Raw genomic sequence first — 23,613 nt, 5'->3', positions numbered from 1 at the left:
CCTCGTTGAAAACGCAGCCGCCATGGCGCCGAAAGACGTCTGCAAGGGGGCTTCAGCGCAGGACATCCCCGCTCCGTTGGTGAAGCAGTTCCATATGACACCACGGCAGGCCGGGCCGCTTCAGTACATGTTCGACCCCGCCGCATATCCGAGTTGGTAGTAGAGATCCGCAATTGCCCGCAAGCCGACTGGATCGAGCATCTGCACGTCCAATGCTATCAGTTTGCCCAGGCTGAGGGTGAAGTCCTGCGGCAGCTTGCGCAGTCCGTAACGACGGTGGGCGATATAGTCCGAGACACCCTGGAAGAACATCCGCCGCAGAACCCAGGCCTTGTCGAGCCGGTCAGGATGGATGTAGTGGGATACGCGGGCGCCGGGCACGTAATAGACGGTGGCGCCGGCGGCACGCAGGGCGGTGAACAGCATGCCCTCGCTCGACATCAGGCCATCGCCGCTGCGGCCGACATCGGTCGGAAAGCCCCGTCCGTCCAGCAGCCGCTTGCGGAAAGCGCAGTTGCCTTCGCCGAACCATTCGCCGGGCTTGAGGAAGCGGGACTCCGTGTCCCAGCCCCAGTGGCAGGAAAAAACAGCCAGAAAGTCATCGGTCAGCCAGTCCGGACGGGCATGAGCGCCGAAATCGGGATCGACCTCACCGGCAACCATATCGACACCCGGATCGGCGAAGGGCGCCACCAGCGCCTCCAGCCACCCGTCGCAGGCCCGCTCGTCGTCGTCGATGAAGGCGATCAGCTCTCCCGCCGCCTCGGCCACGCCGCGGTTGCGGGCAAAGCTGACGCCGGGCTGCTCCTCCAGGATATGGCGCAGCGGCACGCCCCGCAGGGCGAAGGCGGCCTGCCGGCTCTCGACGACCGGGCGTCCTTCCGCCAGGGCGGAATTGTCGATCACCAGGATCTCGTGAACGAAGTCCGGGGAGCCGCCGCCCACCCGCTGCCCGATCAGGCTGTCCAGGCAGGCGCCGAGCAGTTCGGGGCGCCGATGGGTGCAGACGACGATGCTGACCGCGATCCTCGGATCAGCGGCGGCGGGGCGCTTGGTGGCCGGCATGATGCTTCGGTTGTCAGTGATCGGCATGGACGATGCGCAGGCCCGGCAGGCCCCAGGCGGTGACGCCCATGTCGCGCGCCATCGCCGCCAGCCCTTCCGTCTCGATGTAGCCGCGATGGCTGTAAGGCGGGAAACACAGCCCCTCCCGGTGAAGATCCGCACGGACCAGCAAGGCCGTGCCGCCGACCCCGTGCAGCGGCACGGCCTCCTCGCCGGCGAAATCGCCCAGGTAGCGCCGCCCGGCGCCGCGCGGCGGCTGGAAGATGCCGTCGGCCAGATGGCGCGGATCCTCCTCCCCCGCCGCCGTCCCGTCCGCCGTCCCATCCAGGCGGAAGCTGTTGAGGTCGAAGGTCCGCCCGTCGGGCAGGACGCAATGGGGAACGGCGATGTCGCGCCCGGCGGCGAGCAGCCTGGCCAGCAGATCCGGCGGGTAATCGACCAGATCGGCGTCGAGCCACAGCACCCAGTCCTCGTCGCCCAGCGCGCCGGACAGCAGCCGGTTGCGCGCGCGGGCCAGCACCTCCCGCCGCCGCCGCTGGATCGCCGGCGCCCAACGCGGACCGTCGGGCCGGAATCCGTGGTCGTGACGCAGCAGGGTCACCCGGCGGTAGCGCTCCCGCAGTTCCGGCAGCCGGCCGGCCAGCCAGTCATGGGTTCCGTCGCGGCTGTCCCCCTCCAGAAAGCCCAGAGACAGTCGGGACGGATCATGGTCGAGCCGGCCGAGCAGTTCCAGGTAACGCGGCAGATGGGCGACGGCGTCCTTCACCGGGGTCAGCACCAGCACGCGCTCCGCCCCGCCCCCTGGCCGTCCGCTCACCGGAGAGGGGGCCGCCGGAACGGGAGCGGGGGCGGGGGCGGAGCGCGCCGGCATCAGGGCAGCCAGACGGTCGCGCATCCGGGCACCGATGGCCTCGGGACTGAAATGGGTCCGTATCCGGGCGGCGGCGCGCGCGCCCATCGCCCGCGCTTCCTCGGGATCGGAAACCACCCGGCGCATCAGCCGGGCAGCCTCCTCCAGGTCGGGATCGGCCCAGACGGTGCCGCGCCGGTAATAGCCGTCGTCCGCCTCCAGCCTGGTGAGGCGGCAGGGCACCAGATAGGCGGTGTCCGGCGTGGTGATGTCCATCGTGCCGGAATAGGCGGTGGCGATGACGGGCTTGCCGCAGGCCATCGCCTCGGCGACGGTCAGTCCGAACCCCTCCGCCCGGTGCAGCGAGACATAGGCATCGCACGCCGTCATCAGCGCGGCGACCCGCTCCGCCGTCCAGGGTTCGTTGACGATGCGGATGTCCGGACGGCCGCCGGCCACCGCCTCCAGCGCGTGGCGCTCCCCGTCCGACAGCTTCTTCGCCTTGACGATCAGCAGGGTGCCGGATTCGGGATCGGGGAAGGCGGTGCGATAGGCGCGGATCAGACCGGCCGGGTTCTTGCGCGTGATGTTGCTGGTCGCATCGAACAGGAACAGGAAGCAGACCGTGCCGTCGGGAATGCCGAAGGCCTGGCGGTCGAACGCGGGGGGAGCCGGCGGGGCCGCGACGGCATGGGGCATGGCGATCACCGGCACCGCGACATGGGGCGCCACCGCGGCGGCGGTGAAGGTGCTGGGAACCCAGATCTCGTCGACCAGCGGCAGGCAGGCCCGCCAAGGCTCCGGAATTCCCGACGACGCCTCCCAGGCCCAGTAGCCGATGGTGAAGCGGTCGAGCAGCCGGCGGGGATCGAGGCGGGGATCGCGGCGGGGGGCGCTCAGCGCCCGGCGCAGGGCATCCGGGTTGGTGTGGATCAGCGTCACCGCGAAGGCATCGCGAGCCGCCGCAGGCGCCAGCCCCTCCGACGTCGTCCCCGCTGGAAGCGCGGGCAGCGGAACGGGATGGGTTTCGTCGAGCGGCAGGTCGATCGCCGTCACCGGCAACCCTGACGCCCGCAGCGCGGTCACCGTTCCGCGGGCGGCGCTTCCCAGCCCGACCGCCGCGGTCAGGTGCCCGGCGACCTCGAGATCGACGCTTGCTCCGGCCGGGCCGCTTGCGGAAGCAGCGTCCGTCGCGCGGCTCGCCACCATGCGGCGGTAAGCCTCCACCGGCAGGCGCTTGCCCATCTCCTCCAGCACGGCGCGGCAGCGCGCGCCGTCGAAGCGGGCGGCGGCCATCTTCCAGTGGGTTTCGAAATGGGGAGCCGTGAAGGTGTTGCCGCCATGGACGACATAGGTGTAGAGCCGCGGCAGGTCCATGCGGACGACGCGGGCGCTGCGGCGCAGCTGCTCGACCACCGGCGTGTCCTCGCCGCGGCGAAGGGCGGGGTAGCGGGGCATCGCCGCCTTCTCGCACAGGAGCGAGCCCTCCCAGTCCCGTTCGCCGGACACCGCCAGCCGCTCTTCCGCCGGCCACCAGATCATCCAGCGGCCGAGCAGGCAGGCCTGGGCGCCGGTGGCGGCCAGCACCCGCTGCTGCATCTCCAACCGGCAGGGGTCGTAAAGGTCGTCGTCGTCCCACTGGCAGACATAGCGGCCGGCCGCCTGGTCGACGGCGATGTTGCGCAGTTCGCCCAGCGTGAGGCTGGCCGGCCGGGAGCCGGATTGGGAGGTGCTCCTCACCCGGATCAGGCGGATGTTCGGACAGGCCGCGTCGCGGATGGCGCGCTCCAGCGGGTCATCCTGCGGCAGAGCCGGGCTGTCGCAGACGATGACCAGCTCGCGGTTCGGATAGGTCTGGCGCGCGAAGCCCTCGATGGCGAACTTCAGCAGACCGCTCCGCCCTCTGGTGATCATCAGGCAGGAGATCAACGGCTGCCCTTCCGTCCTGGCTACGGCCGGACGCTCTCCTTCCGGCCGCCCGTCGGTCATCGCCGCCGCGACTTGCCGGGGCAATTCGGCAGCGGGTCCGGCGCCGCGTTCCGCAGCACCGCGGAACCATGTCCCCTCCCAGTAATGGACGGCATAGGCGTCGCGCGTCGCCCGCTCCCAGAAGACCGGGTCGAACAGACGGCGGCTCCAGCAATCGTCCTTGGTGACGGGGTAGAGCAGTTCCGGCGGCAGCACCGTCACCGCGGCCCGGCCCTCCCCCTCATAGGCGGCGTGGGCGCGGGTCAGCAGGAAGGGACCGGTGGCGTCCAGCACGTCCCGGCAATGCCGCGCCTCGACCAGCCGGGACAGCAGATGGTCCCAGAAGGGGTGGTCGGGAACGGAGGCGAGGAAGGACGGGCAGAGGATGCGCGGCAGTCCGCGCTCCGCCGCCTTCGCCAGCCGGCCATGCTCCTCCGGCTCCATCCCGACGATGAAGCTCCGGCCCTCCAGCAGCCCGTCGATCGGACGCAGGCATTCGAAGTCGAGATCCGCATAGACTCCGCCGAAGCGGCGCAGGATCAGGTAACGGGCCAGATCGATGCGCGCGATGGGGGCGGCATAGCCGCGGAAGACCGGCAGCAGGGCCGGATGCTCCTCCGCCATGAAGTGCTCGATGTCGTCGTCGGTCCAGAACCGGTAGGTGAAGCCGGGATTCCGCTCGGTCCAGCTGCGCTGAAGGGCCTGGAACTCCGGCGGGACGTCACGGGTCTTCCAGGTCTGGTGTATCAGGCGCGGAATGGGGGAACAGGTGTCGGGGCGCATGGACTTCAACGGCAATAGTTCATGGACCGATAGGCACTTTGCCAAACCGATTCAATCGAAATGAATACTTCGTAGAAATGCGCCACATTTGGCTACATCTGTCACACGCAAATGTTGAATTTTGTAACAACTTCTTCTCTTTGCGTTGCCAAGGTGGCAGGGGCTGGATTGAAGGACTCTTGGAAACACCGCGCCCTTCTGGTTGCGCTGCATCAAACTCAAGCACTCATAAGACGTCGAAGGATTGCGGTCTTCACGCCAGAGTGACTGCGTTTTCCCCTTGCGGATGACTGGACGCCGACATGGCGCTGCTGCTAGGCCATCACCGGCATGTCTCCCCGCCGCCTCCCTGCGGCATCCGCCAGAGAGCAAACCCAGCCCATGACCGGACACCGCCCCTATCGCCTTCACCGCCCCTGGACCGTGCTGGGCAGCCGCGAACTGCTCGATGCCGATCCCTTCCTGAAGGTGCGGGTGGAGACGGTGGAGCTGCCGGACGGGCGGCGGATCGACGACTATTACCAGTTCGACCAGCCCTCCTTCGCCTGCATCTTCGCAGAGACGGCGGATGGGCGGATCGTCACCTACCGCCAGTACCGCCACGGGCCGCGCAAGGTCGGACTGGTCTTTCCCGGCGGCCACCTGTCCCCCGGCGAGGAGCCGCTGGCCGCGGCCAAGCGCGAGCTGATGGAGGAGACGGGAATGGAGGCGGAGGCCTGGACCGATCTCGGCGCCTACATCGTCAACGCCAACCAGGGCGGCGCCTGGTCGCACATGTTCCACGCCACCGGCTGCCGCCGTATCGCCGATCCGGTCGCCGATCCGATTTCCGCCCCGATTTCTGCCCCGATTTCCGACGACCTGGAAGATACCGAGATCCTGTTGCTGACACGGGCGGAACTGCTGGAGGGCATCGGCCGCGGCGAAATGCACCTGCTGACCCAGATCGCGCTGGTCAGCATGGTCTGGCAGGCCGACATCGCGCGGGTGCTGTCCCGCCCCCACCCCCCGGACGCAGCGTCACCAGCCACAGCCCGTTGAGGAAAAGCCCGTTGAGGAAAACTCCGATGACCCGTTTCGCCCTGTCCGCTCCGATGGCCGCCCTTCTGTTGGCCGGCGCCCTTGCATTCCCGGCCGCATCCCCGGCCGCCGCCGAGCCGATGAAGGGACGGTACGAGCTGCGCTGCCAGGATCCGCAGACCCGGCAATGGACCGTCGCCGGACAGCTCACCGACCCGGAGATCGTCGATCCACCGGCATCCGCCGGCCAGGCCGGGGGAAAGCCCGGCGGCCCTCCCGGCGGACGCGAGGTGCGCGGCACCGGGGCCGACGGCAAGCCGGTGGTCCTGCCCATGCCGTCCGATCGCACCTGCATGCTCAGCGCGCGCTGACCAACGGACGGGCGGCGCGGCGATGCCAGCCGCTTGCCCTGATGAGGGTTCGGGAGACATCAGCCAAGACCAATCCGTCCGCCGATCCTCCTGATACACCGCGCCCTGGCCGGGCTGCCTCTGCTGCCGGGCGCCGTCGAGTTCGTCGGCATGGCCGCTCCCTCCAGCGGGTTATGACGGCAAAGCCCCGGGGATTCCCTGGGGCTTTTTTCTGTCCACGCTGGGGATGCGCGCCACCACCACCGAAAGAAGTAACACTACCGCCAAATCGCGAAGCAGCGTTTGGCGGTATTTTTCTTGGAAGTGGTAATCACCAATCGACCTGAAACCAATCGGTGATCTTAACGCCTCGTTAACTGGGCGGATGGCTCAATAAGATCATCAGAACGGGCAAAAGACCCCACCACGAATACAGGGATCGCCACCATGTCCAAGACCGATTACGCCGTCGAGATCTTCAATTCTTCTGCTCTGCACCTGGATATCGTCGATGAATTCATCACGATCACCCAGTCGAAGCTGAACGGCGCCGCCAGCGAATTCAGCCGCGACAGCCTGATCGACCTGCTGTCGGGCCTGACCGAGCAGCGCGAGACCTACCGCGCCGTGCTCGCGACCGTTCAGCCGGCCACCGCGCTCGCCGCCTGATCCTGCCGCTCCCTTTCCGCTCCTCCTCCTCGCGAAAGACCGCCGCCATGACCGCCCCGATCGCCGCCCCCATCGCCAAGGACGTCCTCGCCTCCGCCACCCTGCACCTGGAAGTTCTGGAGGAGTTCATCGGCGTCGTGCGCCGCAAGCTGGCGGCGACCACGGACAGCTTCGCGCGCGACAGCCTGACCGACCTGCTGCTGAGCCTGACCGAACAGCGCGACGGCTACCAGGCCCTCGCCATGCCGACGGCCATCGTGACCGCCTGACGGCAGGGGCGTCACCACCCGATGGCGCTGCGATGGTGAATCGGATGCACGGTCAACGGAGTGGACAGGCTCGGTTGCTTTTGTGAAGCTCCCGCTTGCCTGTTTTCACCCCGACCGGCCAAAGGGTTGCCAAAGGGTCATGGTTCCGCTTCCGTCCTCCACCGAGGGACGCCTGCTCCTCGCGGCGTTTTTCGTCCTCCTGACCCTGATCGGCCTTTCCATCCTGGGAGAGCGCAGCCTGCCGCTGTTCGGCGGCAACCGCGATCTTGCCGCCCGGGCCTACAAGGCGCTGTTCGTCGGGCTGGGCGGCGGCATGCTCGGCCTCGCGGCCCCGGCGCTCGTCACCGGCCTCATAGGCCGCCTGCGCGCCCTCTTCACCCGGATCGAGGCCAAGGGCGCCATCGCCGACGCCATCCTGCGCGACCGCGCTCTCGATCAGGCGCAGGCCGCCGGCTTCACCCTGATGGCGCTGTTCCTGCTCGCCGGCGGCGTCGCGGCGGTGCTGGTCTGGACCGGCATCCTGTGGCCGGGGGAGCGCTGAGCCATGCTGCGCATCTCCGACCGGCAGCAGGAACAGCTCCTCGCCGCGCGCGCCGACGCCTTCCATGACCGCCTGCGCGCCGCGGCGGCGGCGATAATGGCGCGGGAAGCCCCCGACGTCCCGGCCGGGGAGGTCGCCGCCCGAATCGAGGCGGCGCTCGCCGCCGCTCCCGCCCACGGCATGGAGACCGAGCGGCGGATCACCCGCTATGTCCACATCCTGGCGGCCTTCCCGGCGGACCATGCCCGGCGGGAGGAGTTCGCCTGGCTCGGCGCCCTGCTGGACGGGCCGGGCGATGCCGACGCGCGGCTCGACCAGATCACCGCCGCCCTGACGGCAACTGGCACGCCGGAGGGCGCGCGATGACCGTGCATACCGTCCAGCGCGGCGAGACGCTGTCCGCCATCGCCCGGCGCAACGGCACCACCGTGGCCGAGCTGCAGCGGCTGAACGGCATCTCCAACCCCAACATGATCGCGTCGGGCCAGCGGCTGGTCGTGGCGCCGCCGCCGGCCCCGCCGGCAGCCCCCGCCGCCGCCCGCGCCGGACAGGCCGCGGCGCAGACGGCGGCGCCCGCGCCGCCCGGCGCACCGGTCGCCCCCTGTCCCAAGCAGCCGGCCTTCCTGAAGCGGGCGGGCGGCGACGACAATGTCAGCGCGTTCTACGCCATGGCCGACGGCGAGGCGAAGCGCCAGGGCGTGCTGGGGCAGGCCAAGGGCGAGGTCGGCGTCGGCATGGTGAAGATGGAGCATGCCGGCCACCTGGGAAACCGCTATGTCGGCGGCTCGCACAAGATGGAGAGCCTGACCGCCGAGGCGAAGGCCGCCGGCGGCATCGTCCATGGCGCCGGCGGCACCGCCTCGGCCAAGGCGGTGATGGTCTCGCAGGAAGGCACGCTGTTCGCCGGCACCGACAAGAACAACCCCTGGGCCGAGGCCGGCGGCGAATATGCGCTGATGCAGGCCGAAGCCAAGGCCGACGGGCTGATCGGCTCGGACGGGCGGCGGGCCGGCATCGCACTGGGCGCCAAGGCCGGCGCGGCAGCGGCGGCCGGCGACCTCAAGGGCGAGATCAACATCCCGATTCCCTTCACCGACTACACCGTCAGCCTGCGCGGCAAGGGCGGCGCGTCCGCCGGCTCGGTCGGGGCGGGGGCGTCCGCCCATGCCTTCAAGGATCTGGAGACCGGGCGCTACCATATGGGGATGGCGGGCGAGGCCGCGGCCTTCCTGGGCCTGAAGGCCGATGTGGACCTCAGCGTCGGCCCCCGCTACACCGGCCGGGAACGGAGCGCCGGGCCATGAGTCCGGCCGGCCTCGCGACGGGAGAGTAGAGCATGGACCCCAGACTGCCGACCCTGCTGACGGCGCCGCTGTCGCCGCGCCCGGTGATCGAAGCCACCTATCTGGACGTCCTGGTCCGCGATGGCCTGCCGGCGGGAACCGGCTTCTCCATCGCCCTGCCGCGGGGCTGGGCGGTGGAGCGGACGGCGACCGCCGCTCCCGGCCCGGAGGCCCCCCTCGTCCCGCTGGCCCGCTTTTATCCGGGGGAGCCGGAGGCGCCGGGGGCGGCGGAGGGGGTGGAACTGGTGGTCTGGGCCGCCTTCCTGCCGCGCGAGATCCACGGGGCGGACTGGCTGCGCGCCTGGATGCGCTCGCAGGGCTACCGCGAGCTGGATTTCCGCCAGGCGCCTTCGCCGACCGGCATGATGGGCGACGCGCTCGCCGCCGGCCGCCATGACGGGGGCTTGCGCCTGCACCGGCTGCTGACGGTGAAGGACGCCGACCTGCTGTTCCTGATCGACGGGCGCATGCCCCAGGGAGGGATGGGGCAGGGCGGAAAGGCCGACCACCGGGTGATGCAGGAGATCGCCCTGCTCGCCGCCATGCGCTTCCGGCTGGCCGAGCCGACCGGCCAGACCTTCGCCGAAGGCTTCGAGTGGACGGAGCTGAAGGGGGCGCACGCCGTCCGCTTCCTCGCCTCCGGCCTGTGGCGGGAGACGCCGGGCGGCGACGCCCCGCCGGACGGCGCCTCCCTGGTGCTGGACCATGTCGGGCCGGACGGCTCCACCGGCCGCGGCAGCCTGATCGCGGTGCTCGGCGCCGCGGAGGGGAGCGCCGACGCCGCACTCGCCGCCGCCGCGGAGATCGAGCGGACCACGCTCGCCAAGCTGGCCAACCAGGGCTTCACCCTGTCCGCCGACGCGGAGCCGATCGCCGAGGAACGGACGGCGGAGCGCAGCCTCCTCCTCCACCGCCGCAAGGCCCGGCGGAGCGGGACCTCCATGACCATTCTCGCGGCCCGCATCGCGCTCAGCGAGGATGCGCACGGCCTGCCGGTCTGCCTGATCCTGCTCTCCCCCGACGAGGACTCGTCGTTCGAGGCCTGGGCGATCAACCGGCGGGCCTTCGAGATCGCCCTGTCGACGGTACGGTAGGGCGACGGTGCGCTGAAGGCTCAGAACGCCTTCAGCTTCTTCCAGGCGAAGACCACCATGCGGGCCAGCAGCCAGCCATGGGTGAAGCGGGAGATCTGCGTCTCGCCATAGCTGCGGTCGGCGTAGCGCACCGGCACCTCGACGATCTTCAGGTTCTGCTTGGCGGCGCCGAAGATCAGGTCGAAGTCGCCGAAGGGGTCGAAATCGCCGAAGTAATGGCGGTTGGCGACGATGGTCTCGTAATCCTTGCGCCACAGCACCTTGGTGCCGCACAGCGTGTCGGTGAAGCGCTGGTTCAGCAGGAAGGAGAAGATGCGCGCGAAGGCCCGGTTGGCCAGGAAGTTCAGGAAGCGCATCGCCTCCGGCGCCATCGGGTAGACCAGCCGCGTGCCGTTCACGAACTCGCCGCGCCCCGACACCATGGCCTGATAGAATTTCCCCATCGTCTCCGGCGGCACCGTCAGGTCGGCGTCGAGGATGATCAGGATGTCGCCGCGCGCCACGGCGAATCCGGCGCGCACCGCGTCGCCCTTGCCCTTGCCGGGCTGCTTCATCACCTTGATGTCCCAGTCGGGATAGGCGTCGCGGACGCGCAGGCACTCCTCGTAGGTGTTGTCCTGGCTGTTGCCCTCGACATAGATCACCTCGATGTCGGGGGCGAAGCGGGGCAGGCGGCGGATGGCGTTCTCGATGTTGCCGCGCTCGTTGCGGCAGGGGATCAGGACGGTGACCGAGGCCGGCTTGCCGTCGACGGTGACCTCCTCCACGGTGGGCTGCGGCCGGGCGACGACATAGTTGCGCACGCACAGCCGGCGGATGCCGGGCAGGGGCGCGACGTAGCGGTTGACCAGCGTGCCCAACCCGAACAGCCGCTTGGGGATCAGCTGGCGCCATTCGCGGCGCACCGGCTCCCAGCCGGCCAGATCGAGCAGATTGACGATGTCGCTGGTCGACAGCCAGTTCTGCTGGCCTTGCGGCATGCGCATCCCCAGCTTTTCCGCCACCCACAGGATCGGCTCCCAGACGCGGGAGTGATAGCTGACGATGATGCGGGTCTTGGGCGTGGCGACCCGGCGCAGCAGGCGCAGCGTCTCCTCGATGTCGTCGAGGAAGCCGATGGTGCCCGACAGCAGGATGTGGCTGAACGGCCCCTCGATCGCGTCGATGGTCGCCGGGTTCTCGGCGTCGGCGGCGATCAGCTCCAGTTCCGGATAGCGTGTCTTCGCCACCGCGATGGTCGCCGGGCTGAGGTCGATGCCGACGCCGCGCGCCGGCTTCAGGGCCGCCAGCGTGTCGCCGACGCCGCAGCCGATCTCCAGCACCGTCGCCCCTTCCGGGATCAGGAAGCGCAGATAGGCGCGGTCGGCGTCGTGGAAGGCGCTGTTGCGCTCCGCCCAGCGGTCGCGCAGGGGGGCCATCGCGTCGAACAGCCCGCGGATGCGCTCCTGCCGGGGGGAGAGGGCGCGCGGCACGCCGGAAGCCGGAGCGGCATCCGGGGCGGTGTTCCCGTCGAGCGTCGGAAGGGGCTGGTCGGTCATCGGGCTGAATCCGTGGAAAGGGCGGCAGGCACTGCGATGCCCGGCTGGACAGGATCGGGCCGGGAGGCGGTCTCGTTGCGCAACAGCAGCCAGAACAGGCCGCCGGGCAGCGACAGGACGGCGATCGACAGCCCGATCAGCAGCGAGACCAGAAGCGCCGCGTCGGCATCGAAGCCGAGCAGCGCGAAACCGGCGACCATCGCCCCCTCGCGCACGCCCCAGCCGCCGAGCGAGACGGGCAGGGCTGCGGCGACGATGGCGGCCGGCACGATGGCCAGCCCGTCCAGCCAGTCGAGCGGCAGGCCGACGGAGCGGGCGAACAGGATGGTGGAGGCGATGGTGGCGAGATGGACGCCGACGCTGTGGCCCAGCGCCGCCCAGGCGGAACGGTTGCCGGCCATGGCGCGCAGCTGCGCCACCGCCTCCCAGGTGGTCCGCACCGGCGCGCCGTCGCGCAGCCGCCTCGGAATCGGCAGCCGGTCGCGCGGGATGCGGCCGGCCAGCAGCAGCAGCCCCATGGCCACGGCCAGGACCAGCGCGCCCGCCAGGACGGTGCCGGCGACGGCGGGCGGCGCCACCGCGGCCAGATGCGGCAATCCGATCAATCCGATCAGCACCACGCCCAGCAGCGCCATCAGCCGGTCGACCAGCAGGGCCAGCATCACCGGGCCGGCGGGGTGGCCGAGCCTCCAGGTGAACCAGCCGCGCAGCAGGTCGGCCCCCACCGATCCCGGCAGGATCTGCCCCAGGAATCCGCTGGCCATCTGCAGGCGGAAGGCGGTCCAGCGGGTCAGCCGGAAGCCGGCGGCCCGTCCGACCGCCCGCCACCGCTGCGAGGCGAAGGGCAGGGTCAGCGCCTTCACGGCGAAGCCGGCGGCGAACAGCCACGGGTCGGCGGCGGCTAGGCGCGCGAGGATGCCCTGCCAGTCGGCCCCGGCGGCGAGCGCGCCCAGAATGACGACCGTCACCGCCAGCTTGACCAGCAGCGGCCACCGCCGTCCGGCCGGTTTGCCGGGGCCTTTCCCCAGCGGGTCCGTTCCCAACGGATTGGGCCCGGCCGGCTGGGCGAAGGAGGTGTCGAGAAGAGCCTGAGCCATCATCCCCGCATGGAAATCCGGGTGCCGCGGGACAGCGGCGCCGAACGGGCCGTTTTAACGGCTCAAGCCCGGCTTGTCACCCGATCAGGCGGCATGGGCAGGCGGCATGGGCAGGCGGGACGGGGGCAGGCGGGAGAGGGCACACTCACCCCATCCCGGCGGCGGCCAGCATGACGCTTTCCGGCGACAGCCCGGCGGCGCGGGACGCGGAGGCCGGGCTCAGCGCCCGGCCTTCCAGCCGGCCGTTCTGGATGTAATGCCGCATCGCCGCCGTCAGGTCGCCGCCGGTGGCCGCGGCGACGTCGCCGTTGGCCGCCAGATAGGCCGAGGCGTTGAAGCCGGTGCTCCGCCCTTCCGTCCGGCCGATGCCCAGGTAATGCAGCCCGGCCTGGGTGGTGTCGGTGCCGAAGGCGGCGGCGAGGTCGGTGTTGGCCGCCAGATAGGCCAGCGGGTCGAAGCTGACCGTCCGCCCCTCCCCCCGGCCGCTGGTGATGTAGTGCATCGCCCCCGCCGTCCGGTCGGTGCCGAAGGCGGCGGTCAGGTCGCCGTAGGAGGCGATGTAGGCCAGCGGGTCGAAGCTGACCGTCCGCCCCTCCGCCCGGCCGTTGGTGATGTAGTGCATCGCCGCCACCGTCCGGTCGGTGCCGAAGGCGGCGGTCAGGTCGCCGTGGGAGGCGATGTAGGCCAGCGGGTCGAAGCTGACCGTCCGCCCCTCCGCCCGGCCGTTGGTGATGTAGTGCACCGCCCCCGCCGTCCGGTCGGTGCCGAAGACCGCCGTCAGGTCGCCGTGGGAGGCGATGTAGGCCAGCGGGTCGAAGCTGACCGTCCGCCCCTCCGCCCGGCCGCTGGCGGCGTAGTGGGCGGCGCCGGCGGCGGCGTTGGTGCCGAAGACCGCCGACAGGTCGGCATAGGAGGCGATGTAGGCCAGCGGCGAGAAGGCCAGCCCGGCCGCGGCGGGCGCACCGCCGGTGCCGGCCGCCGGGGAGCCCCCGCTCCCGTATCCGCCACCGGATCCGACCCCCGGCCCGCCGCCGGCACCGGGGGCGGGGATTCCCGGCACCGTCAGCGGCGCGCTGCCCATCCGCGCCCAATCCAGGTCACGGATGCCGAGCCCCGCCGCGGCGGCGCTGCCGAGCCGGAAGTCGCCGGCCGCCGGGTTGACGAACAGACCCGACGACACCCTGTCTCCGCCGTTCAGACCGCGGATGCCCTGCAGCAGGTTGCCGGTGACGTTGTAGGAGCCGGGTGTCCAGAACTCCCAGTAATCCACGCCGGTCGAGGAGGAGATGACGTTGCCGGTGACGCTGTTGTCGGCGAGCAGGCCGATGGCACCGGCGTTCGGCACCCATTCCAGCCGGATGAAGCGTTCGCGCGGGTTGGACAGGACGGCGAAGTTGTTGGTGACGCTGTTAGAATCGCCACCATGGATGAAGACGCTGGCCCAGCCGGTGTTCTGGATGAAATTGTCCTGGACGGTGACGCCGTTGGCCATGTCGTCCAGATAGATGCCGAAGCTCTTGTGGCGGTCGAGCCAGCCCGACCCGTCGGTCGCCAGCCCGCCGACGTTGCGGATGTCGTTGCCGCGGATGACGGTGCGGGTGTCGACGTTGGACCGCCCCAGCATCTCGATGGCGCCGCCGTCGGCGGTGGCGGTCATCGTGTTGTAGATGCGGTTGTACTCCACCACCGTGTCGGTGTTGACGGTGGCGCCGTCCCAGTTCTTGATCGAGATGCCGTAGCGCGTGCTGTTGCGGATGTCGTTGCCGGAGATCAGCGTGCCGCTGGTGCCGTAGAGCTGGATGCCGGCGACGTCCTGCAGCACCTCGCCGATGCCGTCGATGCTGTTGGCGCTGACGCGGTTGCCGTTGCTGCCGTAGGCGAGCTTGATACCGCTCGCCCCCAGATGCTCCATCCGGTTGGCCTCGATCACGTTGCCGGACGAGCCGGTCAGCGTCATCGCCGTGCCGGCATTGACGAAGCGGTTGCCGGCGATGCTGTTGGCGGACGCGTTGGTCAGCGTCAGGGCCGAGCCGTCCCAGACGGTGTCGGCGAAGGTCAGCCCCTGCAGGATGACGCCGCTCGCCCCGTTCAGCGACAGGAGCGTGCCCAGCCGCGCCACCACCGCCCCCTGGGCCAGCAGCGCGCCGGGATCCTGCGGCTTCACCACCAGCCGGCCGGTTTCGGCCTGCCAGGCGAACTCGCCGGCATCGCGGATGAAGGCGTCGTCGTTCAGCAGGCGATAGGTGCCGCCGCTGCGCAGGGCGTATTTCGCCGCTTGCGTGAAGGTGATGGTCCCGCTGCCGGCATCGGTGGAGGCGATGCCGACGATGTTGTCGGACAGCCGCTCGGTGTCGAAGGTCTGGACCATGGTGCCGGGCTGGACCCCGGCGGCCAGCACCGCGGCCATCGCCCAGTCGCCGCCGCCGACCCGCAGGCTGGTCCTGCTGGCGCCGCCGGAGGCCGCCTCCAGGATCGACCAGCCGGAGCGCGGATCGCCGGCGTTCCAGTCGCCGGTCTGCGCCACCTTCTGCCGGACCCCGCCGATGGAGAGGTCGAGCCCGGTGGCGGAGGTCGCCGCGGCGTACAGCCCGCCGCCGATGGGGGTGAAGCCGCCGACCCGCTCGCCGCCGCTGAACACCGGCGTCTCGCCCGGATAGGCCATGATGCGGACGCCGTTGTCGGCCCCGGTCAGCGTGACCGTGCGCGTCATCGCATAGGTGCCGCCGCGCACATAGGTGTCGCGGATGCCGGTCGCCCGCATCGCGCCCTGCGCGCGTTCCAGCGTGGCGAAGGGACCGTCGGTGCCCTCGGCATTGGGTGCCGCCAAACGCCCCGACCAGGAATCGTTGCCGTTGGTCGCGACGTAGAAAGCCTGTTGAGTGTCTGTCATTGCCGGATTGCCTTGCCGATACAGGGCAATCTCACAGCAGGAACACTTAATAAGGAGGTGCAATCATCCTTTCGGATGTACAATTTCGCGCGGAATTGCTGTGTTCATTTCGTGATAAATACCCGGCATCGGGCAGTTGTCACTTGCGGCGTCCTTCCGGTTGTCTTGCCGAACCCGCCTCAACCCGCTCAGCGCAGCTCCACCCGCCGTTCCTCCCGCAGCACCGTCTCGTTGCCATGGCGCAGCGTCACCGTCACCCGGTAGGGGCCGGGCGCCCAGGGACCAGGGGCCGGCTTCTTCACCTCGGTGCCGAGGAACAGCACGGCCAGCGGGCGCGGCACCGTCCCTTCGCTGCGGAGCAGGCGGCGGCCGTCGGGGCCGGTCACCTCCAGCATCACGCGGTCGCCCTGCCGCCCGCCCATCAGCTCCGCCCAGACGCCCAGCGTCGGGGCGCCGGCCGGCAGAGGCTTGCCGCCATAGCCGCCGTTCCGCGCAATCTCCTCCTTCGGCGCCTCGGGCGCCAGTCCGGCGCCGAGCAGGGCGCTCGGCTGGTAGGCCAGCGTCCGGCGCGCCTCGGCGCTCCACAGCGTACCCGATGGAACCGGCGCGGCACCCTGGGCGGCGGCGCAGACCGGCGCCTCACCGGCCCCCGCCTCCTTGCCGGTATAGGGATCGAGCGTGCGGCCGTCATGGCGGAGGCCGAAATCGACATGGGGGAATTCGGTGTTGCCGGACAGGCCGATCTCGCCCAGCGGCGTGCCCGCCTCCACCCGGTCGCCCGGCTTGACGACGACGCTGCCGCGCTTGAGGTGGCTGTACTGGGTTTCCCAGCCGTTGCCATGATCGACCACCACCGCGTTGCCGGCCTCCCGCCCGCCGGGGGAGCCGCCGCTCTGCCGGATGCTGACATCCTCCACCCCGTCGCGCACGCGGGCCACCGTGCCGGGCGCCGCCGCCACCACCGCCACCCCGCGCCGCATCGCCTCCAGGTCGGGCAGGCGGAAATCCGTCCCCTTGTGCCCGTCATAGGTCAGCCGCCCGCAGGCGAAGTCCCGCATCCCCGGCCCGGGATCGGTATCGACGTAGTTCTGGACGAAGCACTCCGCCCCGATCCGGCAGCGCACCGGCAACTCCAGCGCCGGCGCACCGGCGGGCAATCGGGCGGCAGGGGGCTGGGCGGCGGGAGGCTGGGCGGATGCCGCGGACGGCAGGAACACCAGTGCGGCGAAACCCCAGCGATAATGGACCGGCACCCTCATCCATACCCCTCGCACGGCATTGCTCCCTCTTGCCCGATCATCCTTCAACAGGTGAGCGTTTAACAGGTGGGCCGTCGCAGAAGGGGGAGCAGACCCGCCCTTATGCGACGGCGCATAAGGGGTGGCCCGCCCACAATCCGCCCCGCCCTTATCATCCGAAGGCCACACCGCCCGCCTTCATACTTCGCCCCGCTTTTCATCGACGGCACACAGCGGGGACCGACAGCATGGCGAACAGCACCTACACCGGCAGCGGCAAGACGGTCGTCGTCATCGACAGCGGCTGGTCGCCGACCTGGGGGGCTGCCTCCTCCGTGGTCTACCAGCACGACTACGCCGACAATGACGGCGATGCGCGCAACCCCAACGCCGACACCCACGGCGCCCTGGTGACCTCCCACATCCTGTCCCAGGCACCGGACGTCGGCATCATCGCGCTGAAGGTGATGCCCGACGGCTCCACCACCGCGTCGGGGTCGGCGATCGAACAGGCGCTGCAATGGGTCGTCGCCAATGCGTCGGACTACAATGTCGTCGGCGTCAACCTGTCGCTGGCCGGCGGCTCGGCCACGTCGGAGATGACGACCATCCTGTCGGACGAGTTGGCGAGCCTCGCCGCCAAGCGGGTGCTGGTGTCGGCCGCCGCCGGCAACAACGGGCAGAACGGGACGGCGGACGACGTCTCCTATTTCGCCGCCGATCACAACACGCTCTGCGTCACCGCCTCCACCGGCGACGGGGCGCTGCCGGGCTGGGCCCAGCGCAATCCGGGCATCACCGACCTGTGCGCCGACGGCACCGACATCCGGCTGACCGATCTGGCCGGACGGACCGTGACGGTCAACGGCTCCTCCTTCGCGGCACCGACGGTGACCGCCGCGGTGGCGCTCGCCCAGCAGGAGGCCCTGGCGTTGCGCGGCAGCGCCCTGACCCAGGACGAGTTCCTGTCGCTGGCGAAGCAGACCGGGACGCCGATCGGCGCCACCGGCTACACCGACCTGAACACCCAGGCGCTGCTGGCGAAGATCGGCGAGACCTACGGCGCGCCGGAGACGCCCGACACCGGGAGGAGCGCGCCCGCGACCGCCGACGCCACCATCCTGGTCAACGCCAAAGGCACCGCCGCCGGCGGGATCGACGCCCATTTCACCCTGCTGGTCGACGGCCAGGCCGTCGGCGACGCCACCGTCGGCAGCGCGGCGGAGACCTACGCCTTCACCACCGCCGTGCCGGCCGACAGCGCCCACAAGGTGCAGATCCGGTACGACAATGACGGCTTCGCCGGCGGCCAGGACCGCAACCTGTTCGTCGACAGCGTCAGCGTGAACGGCCACACCTATGCCGCCACCGACGACGCGGTGACCTACGACAAGGGCGCGCTCGACGGGCACGACGTGATCAAGGGCCAGAGCGGCATGTGGTGGAACGGCACGCTGGTGGTCGCCGCCGACAAGAGCCTGTTCGGCGCACAGACCCCGTCCCAGGCGCAGATCGCCGATCTGCAGGCCGGCGACCTGCTGGGCCACGCCGTGACGGCCAACGCGGCGTCGCACGGAACGGTCGAGGTCACGACACCCTGGATGCCGGAAACGGCCTCCGGCTTCGAGGACGCCGCCCACGGCCTGTACGCCTGGTACGACGCCCACGATCTGGCGCATGGGATGACGGCGTAACGGGACCGGAAGGGGAGCGGGGATTTGCCCACCCCGACCCTCCCCCGCTCCCCGCGGGGGAGGGGGAGGAGAAGATCACCGCTCCTGCATGGCTTCCTGGGCACTGCGCGAGAGGGGGGAGAGCAGGTAGTCGGCGATGCGGCGGCGGCCGGTCTTGACCTCGGCGGTCACGGTCATGCCCGGCTGCAGCCGCGTCTCCTTGCCGTCCACCTCCAGCGTGTCGCGGTCCAGCGTGATGCGGGCGGCATAGACCGATCCCGCCTCCGGCGCCTTGGCGCCGCTCCTGTCCGCTCCCCTGTCGGCCTGCTGCTGCTGTTGCACGGCGTCGCTGGACAGCGAGGCGACGCGGCCGGGGATCAGGCCGTATTTGGTGAAGGAGAAGGCCTCCACCTTCACCTCCGCCACCTGGCCGGTCTGGACGAAGCCGATGTCCTTGTTGGGGATGAAGGCCTCGACCTCCAGCCGGCTGTCCTCCGGCACGATGACCATCAGCGGCTGGGCGGTGGTCACCACGCCGCCCACCGTATGCACCGCCAGCTGCTGGACATAGCCGTCCACCGGGGCGGTCAGCCGCAGAAGCTCGACCTGCTGGTCGGCCTTGGCCAGTTCCTGCTCCAGCGAGGCGGCCTTGCGCTCGGCCTCGGCCAGGCCGGTGTAGAGCTGGCGGCGGAACTCCGCCTCGGTCTGGCGGCGCTGCTCGGCGATGGCGGCGATGGAGGCGTCGGCCTCCGTCAGCTTGATCTTCTGGACCAGAAGCTCCTGCTCCTGCCCGACCAGATCCTGCTGGATCTGGAGATACTGGAAGCGGGACGAGGTGCCGCGCGACGACAGGTCGAACAGCGCCTCGGCCCGTTCGCGGATCAGCGGCAGGGTGGCGTTCAGCTTGGCGATGGTCTGCACCACGGTAGCGCGGTCGGCCTCGCGCCGGGCCTTCTCGCGGTCGATCGCGGCCAGCTTGGCGCGCTGCTCGGCGATCTGGCTGTCGAGAAGCTGGCTCTGCATCCGCGCCAGATCGGGCGACAGCCCGGCGGGAGCGGCGAACACGGCGCCGGGGTTGCCGTTCACCACCTCCAGCGCCGCCCGCAGCCGCGCCACCTCGGCCCTTGCCGCCGACAGGTCGGAGCGGATGCGGTCGCGGTCGGCCGCCGCCCCGGTCGGGTCCAGTTCGATCAGCGTCTGCCCGGCCTTGACCAGCTGGCCGTCCTGCACCTGGATGGCGCGGACGACGCCGGTCTGCATCGGCTGCACGGTCTTGGTCCGGTCGCTCGGCACCACCCGGCCCTGCGCCACCGCCACCACGTCGACATGGCCGAACCACGCCCAGGCGCAGGCCGCGGTGAAGGCCAGCATGATGACGGCGGTGAAGGTCCGCGCGGTGGGGGAGGGCGGCCGTTCCAGGATCTCCAGCGCGTCGGGCAGGAAATCCATCTCGTCGCGCCGCCGCTTTTGCGGCCGGGTCGGCGGGCGCGGCTCGCCGGGGGTGCCCGGCGCGTTGGCGGGCGGCCTCACCCCGGCGGGGGCGGCAGGGGCGGCGGGATTGGCGCCGTTGGGGTTGGGGCCATCGGGATTGGGCCCATTGGGATTGGAATCGGGAATGGCGGGGGTGGTCTTCACCGCGGCGTTCGTCTTGCTCATGGCGCTCCTCCCCCTCAGCCCGCGACCCGTTGTTCGATCAGCCCGTCCGGGGACGGGGCGCCCGCGCCCGGCAGCTGTCCCATCTGGCCGCGGAACATCGTCGCGTAACGGCCGCCGCGGCGCAGAAGCTCGTCGGGGGCGCCGTCCTCGACGATGCGGCCGCGCTCGATGGTGACGATGCGGTCGGCGATGGCGACGGTGGACAGGCGGTGGGCGATGATCAGCACGGTGCGGCCGGCGCAGATGCGGCGCATGTTGGCCTGGATGATCCGCTCGGACTCATGGTCCAGCGCCGAGGTCGCCTCGTCGAAGATCAGGATGCGCGGGTTGGTGACCAGCGCGCGGGCGATGGCGATGCGCTGCCGCTGCCCGCCCGACAGGCTGGCGCCGCGCTCCCCCACCACGGTGTCGTAGCCGTCGGGCAGCTCGACGATGAAGTCGTGGGCGCCGGCCAGCTTCGCCGCGGCGACAACCCGCCCCATCTCCATGGTCGGGTCGGTCAGCGCGATGTTCTCGCGGATGGTGCCGGAGAACAAAACGTTGTCCTGCAGCACCACGCCGATCTGCCGGCGCAGCCACACCGCGTCGGCGGTCGACAGGTCGGTGCCGTCCACCATCACCCGTCCCCGCTCCGGCACGTGGAAGCGTTGCAGCAGCTTGGCCAGCGTGCTCTTGCCCGAGCCCGACGTGCCGACGATGCCGACCACCTGACCCGCCGGGACATGCAGCGACACGTCGCTCAGCGTCTCCGGCCCGTCATGGCGGTAGCGGAAGGTGACGTGGTCGAAGGTCAGGTCGCCCCTGATCGCCGGCATGGCGGCGCGGCCGGGGCTCTGCAGCGGTTCGGGCGAGGTGTTCAGGATGTCGCCGATGCGGTGCATCGACAGCCGCACCTGCTGGAAATCCTGCCAGAGCTGGGCGATGCGCAGCACCGGCTGGACGACGCGGCCGGCGAACATGTTGAAGGCCACCAGCTCGCCCACCGTCAGGCTGCCTTCGATCACCAGCTTCGCCCCCAGCCACAGCACCAGCATGGTCGAGAGCTTGGAGACGAACTGCACCGACTGGCTGACGACGTTGTTCAGGTTGCCGGCGCGGAATCCGGCGCGGACATAGCCCGACAGCTGGTCCTCCCAGCGGCGCTGCATGCGCGGCTCGACCGCCATGGCCTTGACCGTCTCGATGCTCGACACCGTCTCGACCAGGAAGCTGTGGTTCTCGGCGCCGCGGGCGAATTTCTCGTCCAGCCGCCGGCGCAGGATCGGCGTCGCCACCAGGCTGATCAGGACGTAGATGGGGAAGGAGGCGGCGACGATCGCCGTCAGCATCGGGCTGTACAGCAGCATCACGCCGAGGAAGACCACGGTGAACAGCAGATCCAGCACCAGCGTGATGGTGGAGCTGGTCATGAAGTTGCGGATCGTCTCCAGCTCGCGCACGCGGGTGACGCTGTCGCCGACCCGGCGCGCCGCGAAATAGCCCATGGGGAGCGACAGCAGCCGCTGGTACAGCTTGGCCCCCAGCTCCACGTCCAGCCGGTTGGCGGTGTGGGCGAAGGTGTAGGTGCGCAGGCCGCCCAGAATCGCCTCGAACAGGATGACGGCCAGCATGCCGACCATCAGCACGTCCAGCGTGCCCAGGCTGCGGTGGACCACCACCTTGTCGACCACCACCTGGAAGAACAGCGGCGTCACCAGCGCGAACAGCTGGATGAAGAAGGAGGCGAGCAGCACCTCGCCCAGGATGCCGCGGTATTTCCAGGCGACCGCGCCGAACCAGCGGGCGTCGAAGCGCGGCTGGCCCATGCCCATCGTGCCCTTGCGCCCCAGGCACAGAAGCCGGCCGCTCCACAAGGGCTCGAACCCCTCGCGGTCGAGGATGCGGGTCTGGTTGGTCGCGGCGTCATGCACCAGCACGCGGCCGTTGCCGGCCTTGGCCAGCACCAGGAAGCCTCCGTCGGGGCCGGGGACCAGGGCGGGCAGAGGCGTGCGCTCCAGCCGCTCCCATTTGGTCTTCACCACGCGGGCCTTGGCGCCCAGCCGGTGGGCCTGGCGGACCAGGCCGGTCAGGTCGGGGGATTCGCCGCCGCAGGCATGGCGCACGCTGTCGTAATCGGCCGGGATGCCCAGCATGCGCAAGGCCGAGACCAGCCCGGCGATGCCGGGATCGAGAGGCGGGCCGGGCCTTGGACCGGGGTTGGGACCGGGGCCGGGGTTGGGGCCGGGGTTGGTTCCTTGATCGGGGCCGGGCTGGGAACCCTCGGCCTGAGGCTGCCCTTTGGAGGAGAGGGGGGAGGAGGGGTCCCGCGCCGGATCGGCCGGCGATCCGTCTCGCATCTGTTCCATGAAGGCTTCCCGATTCCGAAACTCTAAGAGGTGGCGCCGAACGGCTACGGCCAATCCAAGGTGTGCATTGCGCCGACGGGCGGCCACCCGAACGATGGGGTACCCCGCATCGTTGGCGGGCAAAGGGGGTGCTAGCCGAAAAAGCACCCACCGGCGGCCGGCGGCTTTTCCTGGACCGGACGGCGCGCTTGGGAGTAGGCATGCGGGGAACGCCGGGCCGACGGGACCGGCGCCGTTTCCCCTGTGCCGGACGCGCCCCGCCTTGTCGCCGATCTCCCAGCTGCTGCGCCTTCTGCTTCTGCTGCTGACGCCCATGTGGCTGTCGCTGGCGGTGGAAGGACTGGGCCTGCACGGGTCGCTGATGTCCGGCCTGCGCCGCACCACGCAGATCGACAGCGCCCTGGCGCCGCCGACCGGCTGGCGCGAACGGGGCTATCTGGCCGCCAATCCCGACGTCGCCGCCGCCATCCGCAGCGGACAGGCCTCCAGCGGCTACGCCCACTACGTCCAGCATGGCCGCGCCGAAGGCCGCACCGGCGGCTTCGTCGAGCAGGACAAGGAGCCGGCCAAGGCGGTCCTCCCTGCGAAAGCCGCCATCCAACCCGCCGCCTCGCAGCCCGCCGCGTCCCCAATTCCGGCTGCTCCAATTCCGGCCGCTCCGGTTCCGGCGGTGAAGCCCGACCCCGCCGCCGCCGCCGCGCCCGTCCGCCCGGAACCCGCGGTGGAGGTCCTGCGGCCCGGCGTCAAGCCGGTCCCGGACGCCCCCGCCCAGCCGGTCGGCTTCCAGCCCGCGGCGCGCCCCGAAGCTCAACGCCCGGACTCCCGGCGTCATGTGGAGCGGATCCGCACCGCCAACGGCGGCGACGGGGTGCGCGTCGTGCTCGACCTCGATCAGGACCCGCGTTACGAGACCCCGGTGCCGCGCCCCGACGGCCGGCTGGAGGTGAGTCTGCCCGGCACGTTGTGGCAGGCCGCCCCGTCCGGCCGCCTGCCGGCGACGGCGCTCGGCTACCGGGCCGAGCGGGACGGCGGCGGCACCCGCCTGTTGTTCAGCGACGAGGATGGCGCGGGCGAGGACGCCGCCAAGGGCGGGGCGGTGCGCCTGCTCGCCGTCTCCACCTTGGCCCCGGACAAGGACCGCGGCCACCGGCTGGTGATCGACGTGGCGCTGCCCTCCATGGCGAAGGCCGAGCGCGCCCGGACCACCGCCGGCCGCTGACGGTC

The 23,613-nt window shown here is 70.7% G+C and carries 18 protein-coding genes; 10 read left to right on the top strand and 8 right to left on the bottom strand.

Annotation, left to right across the window (positions count from 1 at the left end; genetic code table 11):
* Positions 1–120: 120 nt before the first annotated feature.
* The gene (locus tag DM194_RS27485) at positions 121–1,065 is read right to left on the bottom strand and encodes a glycosyltransferase family 2 protein (protein ID WP_111070847.1); all 945 of its coding nucleotides are present in this window, start codon (positions 1,063–1,065) and stop codon (positions 121–123) included.
* 13 nt (positions 1,066–1,078) lie between these two features.
* Complete coding sequence (locus tag DM194_RS28380; protein WP_246024712.1) at positions 1,079–4,666, bottom strand: glycosyltransferase; 3,588 nt, start codon at positions 4,664–4,666, stop codon at positions 1,079–1,081.
* A gap of 381 nt (positions 4,667–5,047) precedes the next feature.
* Between DM194_RS28380 and DM194_RS27470 the strand changes: the two genes are divergently transcribed.
* The 8 genes from DM194_RS27470 (at position 5,048) to DM194_RS27435 (ending at position 9,952) form a co-directional block, all read left to right on the top strand.
* A complete protein-coding gene (locus DM194_RS27470; protein WP_111070795.1) occupies positions 5,048–5,707 on the top strand; it encodes an NUDIX hydrolase in 660 nt (219 codons plus the stop codon).
* A 26-nt stretch (positions 5,708–5,733) separates the two neighbouring features.
* Positions 5,734–6,057: a hypothetical protein gene (locus DM194_RS27465; protein WP_111070794.1), complete on the top strand. Its 324-nt coding sequence runs from the start codon at positions 5,734–5,736 to the stop codon at positions 6,055–6,057.
* 426 nt (positions 6,058–6,483) lie between these two features.
* The gene (locus tag DM194_RS27460; protein WP_111070793.1) at positions 6,484–6,705 is read left to right on the top strand and encodes a hypothetical protein; all 222 of its coding nucleotides are present in this window, start codon (positions 6,484–6,486) and stop codon (positions 6,703–6,705) included.
* A gap of 47 nt (positions 6,706–6,752) precedes the next feature.
* Positions 6,753–6,974, top strand: a complete 222-nt coding sequence (locus DM194_RS27455) for a hypothetical protein (RefSeq protein WP_111070792.1) — start codon at positions 6,753–6,755, stop codon at positions 6,972–6,974.
* A 139-nt stretch (positions 6,975–7,113) separates the two neighbouring features.
* On the top strand, positions 7,114–7,515 hold the full coding sequence (locus DM194_RS27450) for a hypothetical protein (protein WP_111070791.1): 402 nt from the start codon (positions 7,114–7,116) through the stop codon (positions 7,513–7,515).
* Positions 7,516–7,518: 3 nt separating this feature from the next.
* Positions 7,519–7,881, top strand: coding sequence for a hypothetical protein (locus tag DM194_RS27445; protein ID WP_111070790.1), 363 nt, complete (start codon positions 7,519–7,521; stop codon positions 7,879–7,881).
* Positions 7,878–8,819, top strand: coding sequence for a LysM peptidoglycan-binding domain-containing protein (locus DM194_RS28880; RefSeq protein ID WP_246024695.1), 942 nt, complete (start codon positions 7,878–7,880; stop codon positions 8,817–8,819). The genes DM194_RS27445 and DM194_RS28880 overlap by 4 nt, the downstream gene beginning before the upstream one ends.
* Before the next feature lie 32 nt (positions 8,820–8,851).
* A complete protein-coding gene (locus DM194_RS27435) occupies positions 8,852–9,952 on the top strand; it encodes a hypothetical protein (protein WP_111070789.1) in 1,101 nt (366 codons plus the stop codon).
* A gap of 20 nt (positions 9,953–9,972) precedes the next feature.
* On the opposite strand, the gene DM194_RS27430 is transcribed toward DM194_RS27435, so the two are convergent.
* The 4 genes from DM194_RS27430 to DM194_RS27415 all read right to left on the bottom strand — a co-directional run bounded on the left by DM194_RS27430 (position 9,973) and on the right by DM194_RS27415 (position 16,736).
* Positions 9,973–11,490 (bottom strand): glycosyltransferase, encoded by a 1,518-nt coding sequence (locus DM194_RS27430; protein WP_111070788.1) that lies wholly within the window; start codon positions 11,488–11,490, stop codon positions 9,973–9,975.
* Complete coding sequence (locus DM194_RS27425) at positions 11,487–12,590, bottom strand: lysylphosphatidylglycerol synthase transmembrane domain-containing protein (protein ID WP_246024694.1); 1,104 nt, start codon at positions 12,588–12,590, stop codon at positions 11,487–11,489. The genes DM194_RS27430 and DM194_RS27425 overlap by 4 nt, the downstream gene beginning before the upstream one ends.
* Before the next feature lie 142 nt (positions 12,591–12,732).
* Positions 12,733–15,477, bottom strand: a complete 2,745-nt coding sequence (locus DM194_RS27420) for a right-handed parallel beta-helix repeat-containing protein (protein WP_111070787.1) — start codon at positions 15,475–15,477, stop codon at positions 12,733–12,735.
* A gap of 188 nt (positions 15,478–15,665) precedes the next feature.
* Positions 15,666–16,736, bottom strand: a complete 1,071-nt coding sequence (locus tag DM194_RS27415; protein WP_111070845.1) for a M23 family metallopeptidase — start codon at positions 16,734–16,736, stop codon at positions 15,666–15,668.
* Positions 16,737–16,963: 227 nt separating this feature from the next.
* Between DM194_RS27415 and DM194_RS29030 the strand changes: the two genes are divergently transcribed.
* Positions 16,964–18,409, top strand: a complete 1,446-nt coding sequence (locus DM194_RS29030; RefSeq protein WP_162630200.1) for a carbohydrate-binding domain-containing protein — start codon at positions 16,964–16,966, stop codon at positions 18,407–18,409.
* Between the two features lie 75 nt (positions 18,410–18,484).
* Here the strand turns inward: DM194_RS29030 and DM194_RS27405 are convergent, their stop codons facing one another.
* Positions 18,485–20,044 (bottom strand): HlyD family type I secretion periplasmic adaptor subunit, encoded by a 1,560-nt coding sequence (locus DM194_RS27405; protein WP_246024693.1) that lies wholly within the window; start codon positions 20,042–20,044, stop codon positions 18,485–18,487.
* Positions 20,045–20,058: 14 nt separating this feature from the next.
* Positions 20,059–22,389, bottom strand: a complete 2,331-nt coding sequence (locus tag DM194_RS27400; RefSeq protein WP_425457350.1) for a type I secretion system permease/ATPase — start codon at positions 22,387–22,389, stop codon at positions 20,059–20,061.
* Positions 22,390–22,651: 262 nt separating this feature from the next.
* Between DM194_RS27400 and DM194_RS27395 the strand changes: the two genes are divergently transcribed.
* Positions 22,652–23,608, top strand: coding sequence for a hypothetical protein (locus tag DM194_RS27395; RefSeq protein ID WP_111070786.1), 957 nt, complete (start codon positions 22,652–22,654; stop codon positions 23,606–23,608).
* The last annotated feature ends 5 nt before the right edge of the window (positions 23,609–23,613 follow it).

The sequence above is a fragment of the Azospirillum ramasamyi genome (genome assembly GCF_003233655.1).
Classification (GTDB): domain Bacteria; phylum Pseudomonadota; class Alphaproteobacteria; order Azospirillales; family Azospirillaceae; genus Azospirillum; species Azospirillum ramasamyi.
This window is presented reverse-complemented; position numbering and strand designations above follow the sequence as displayed.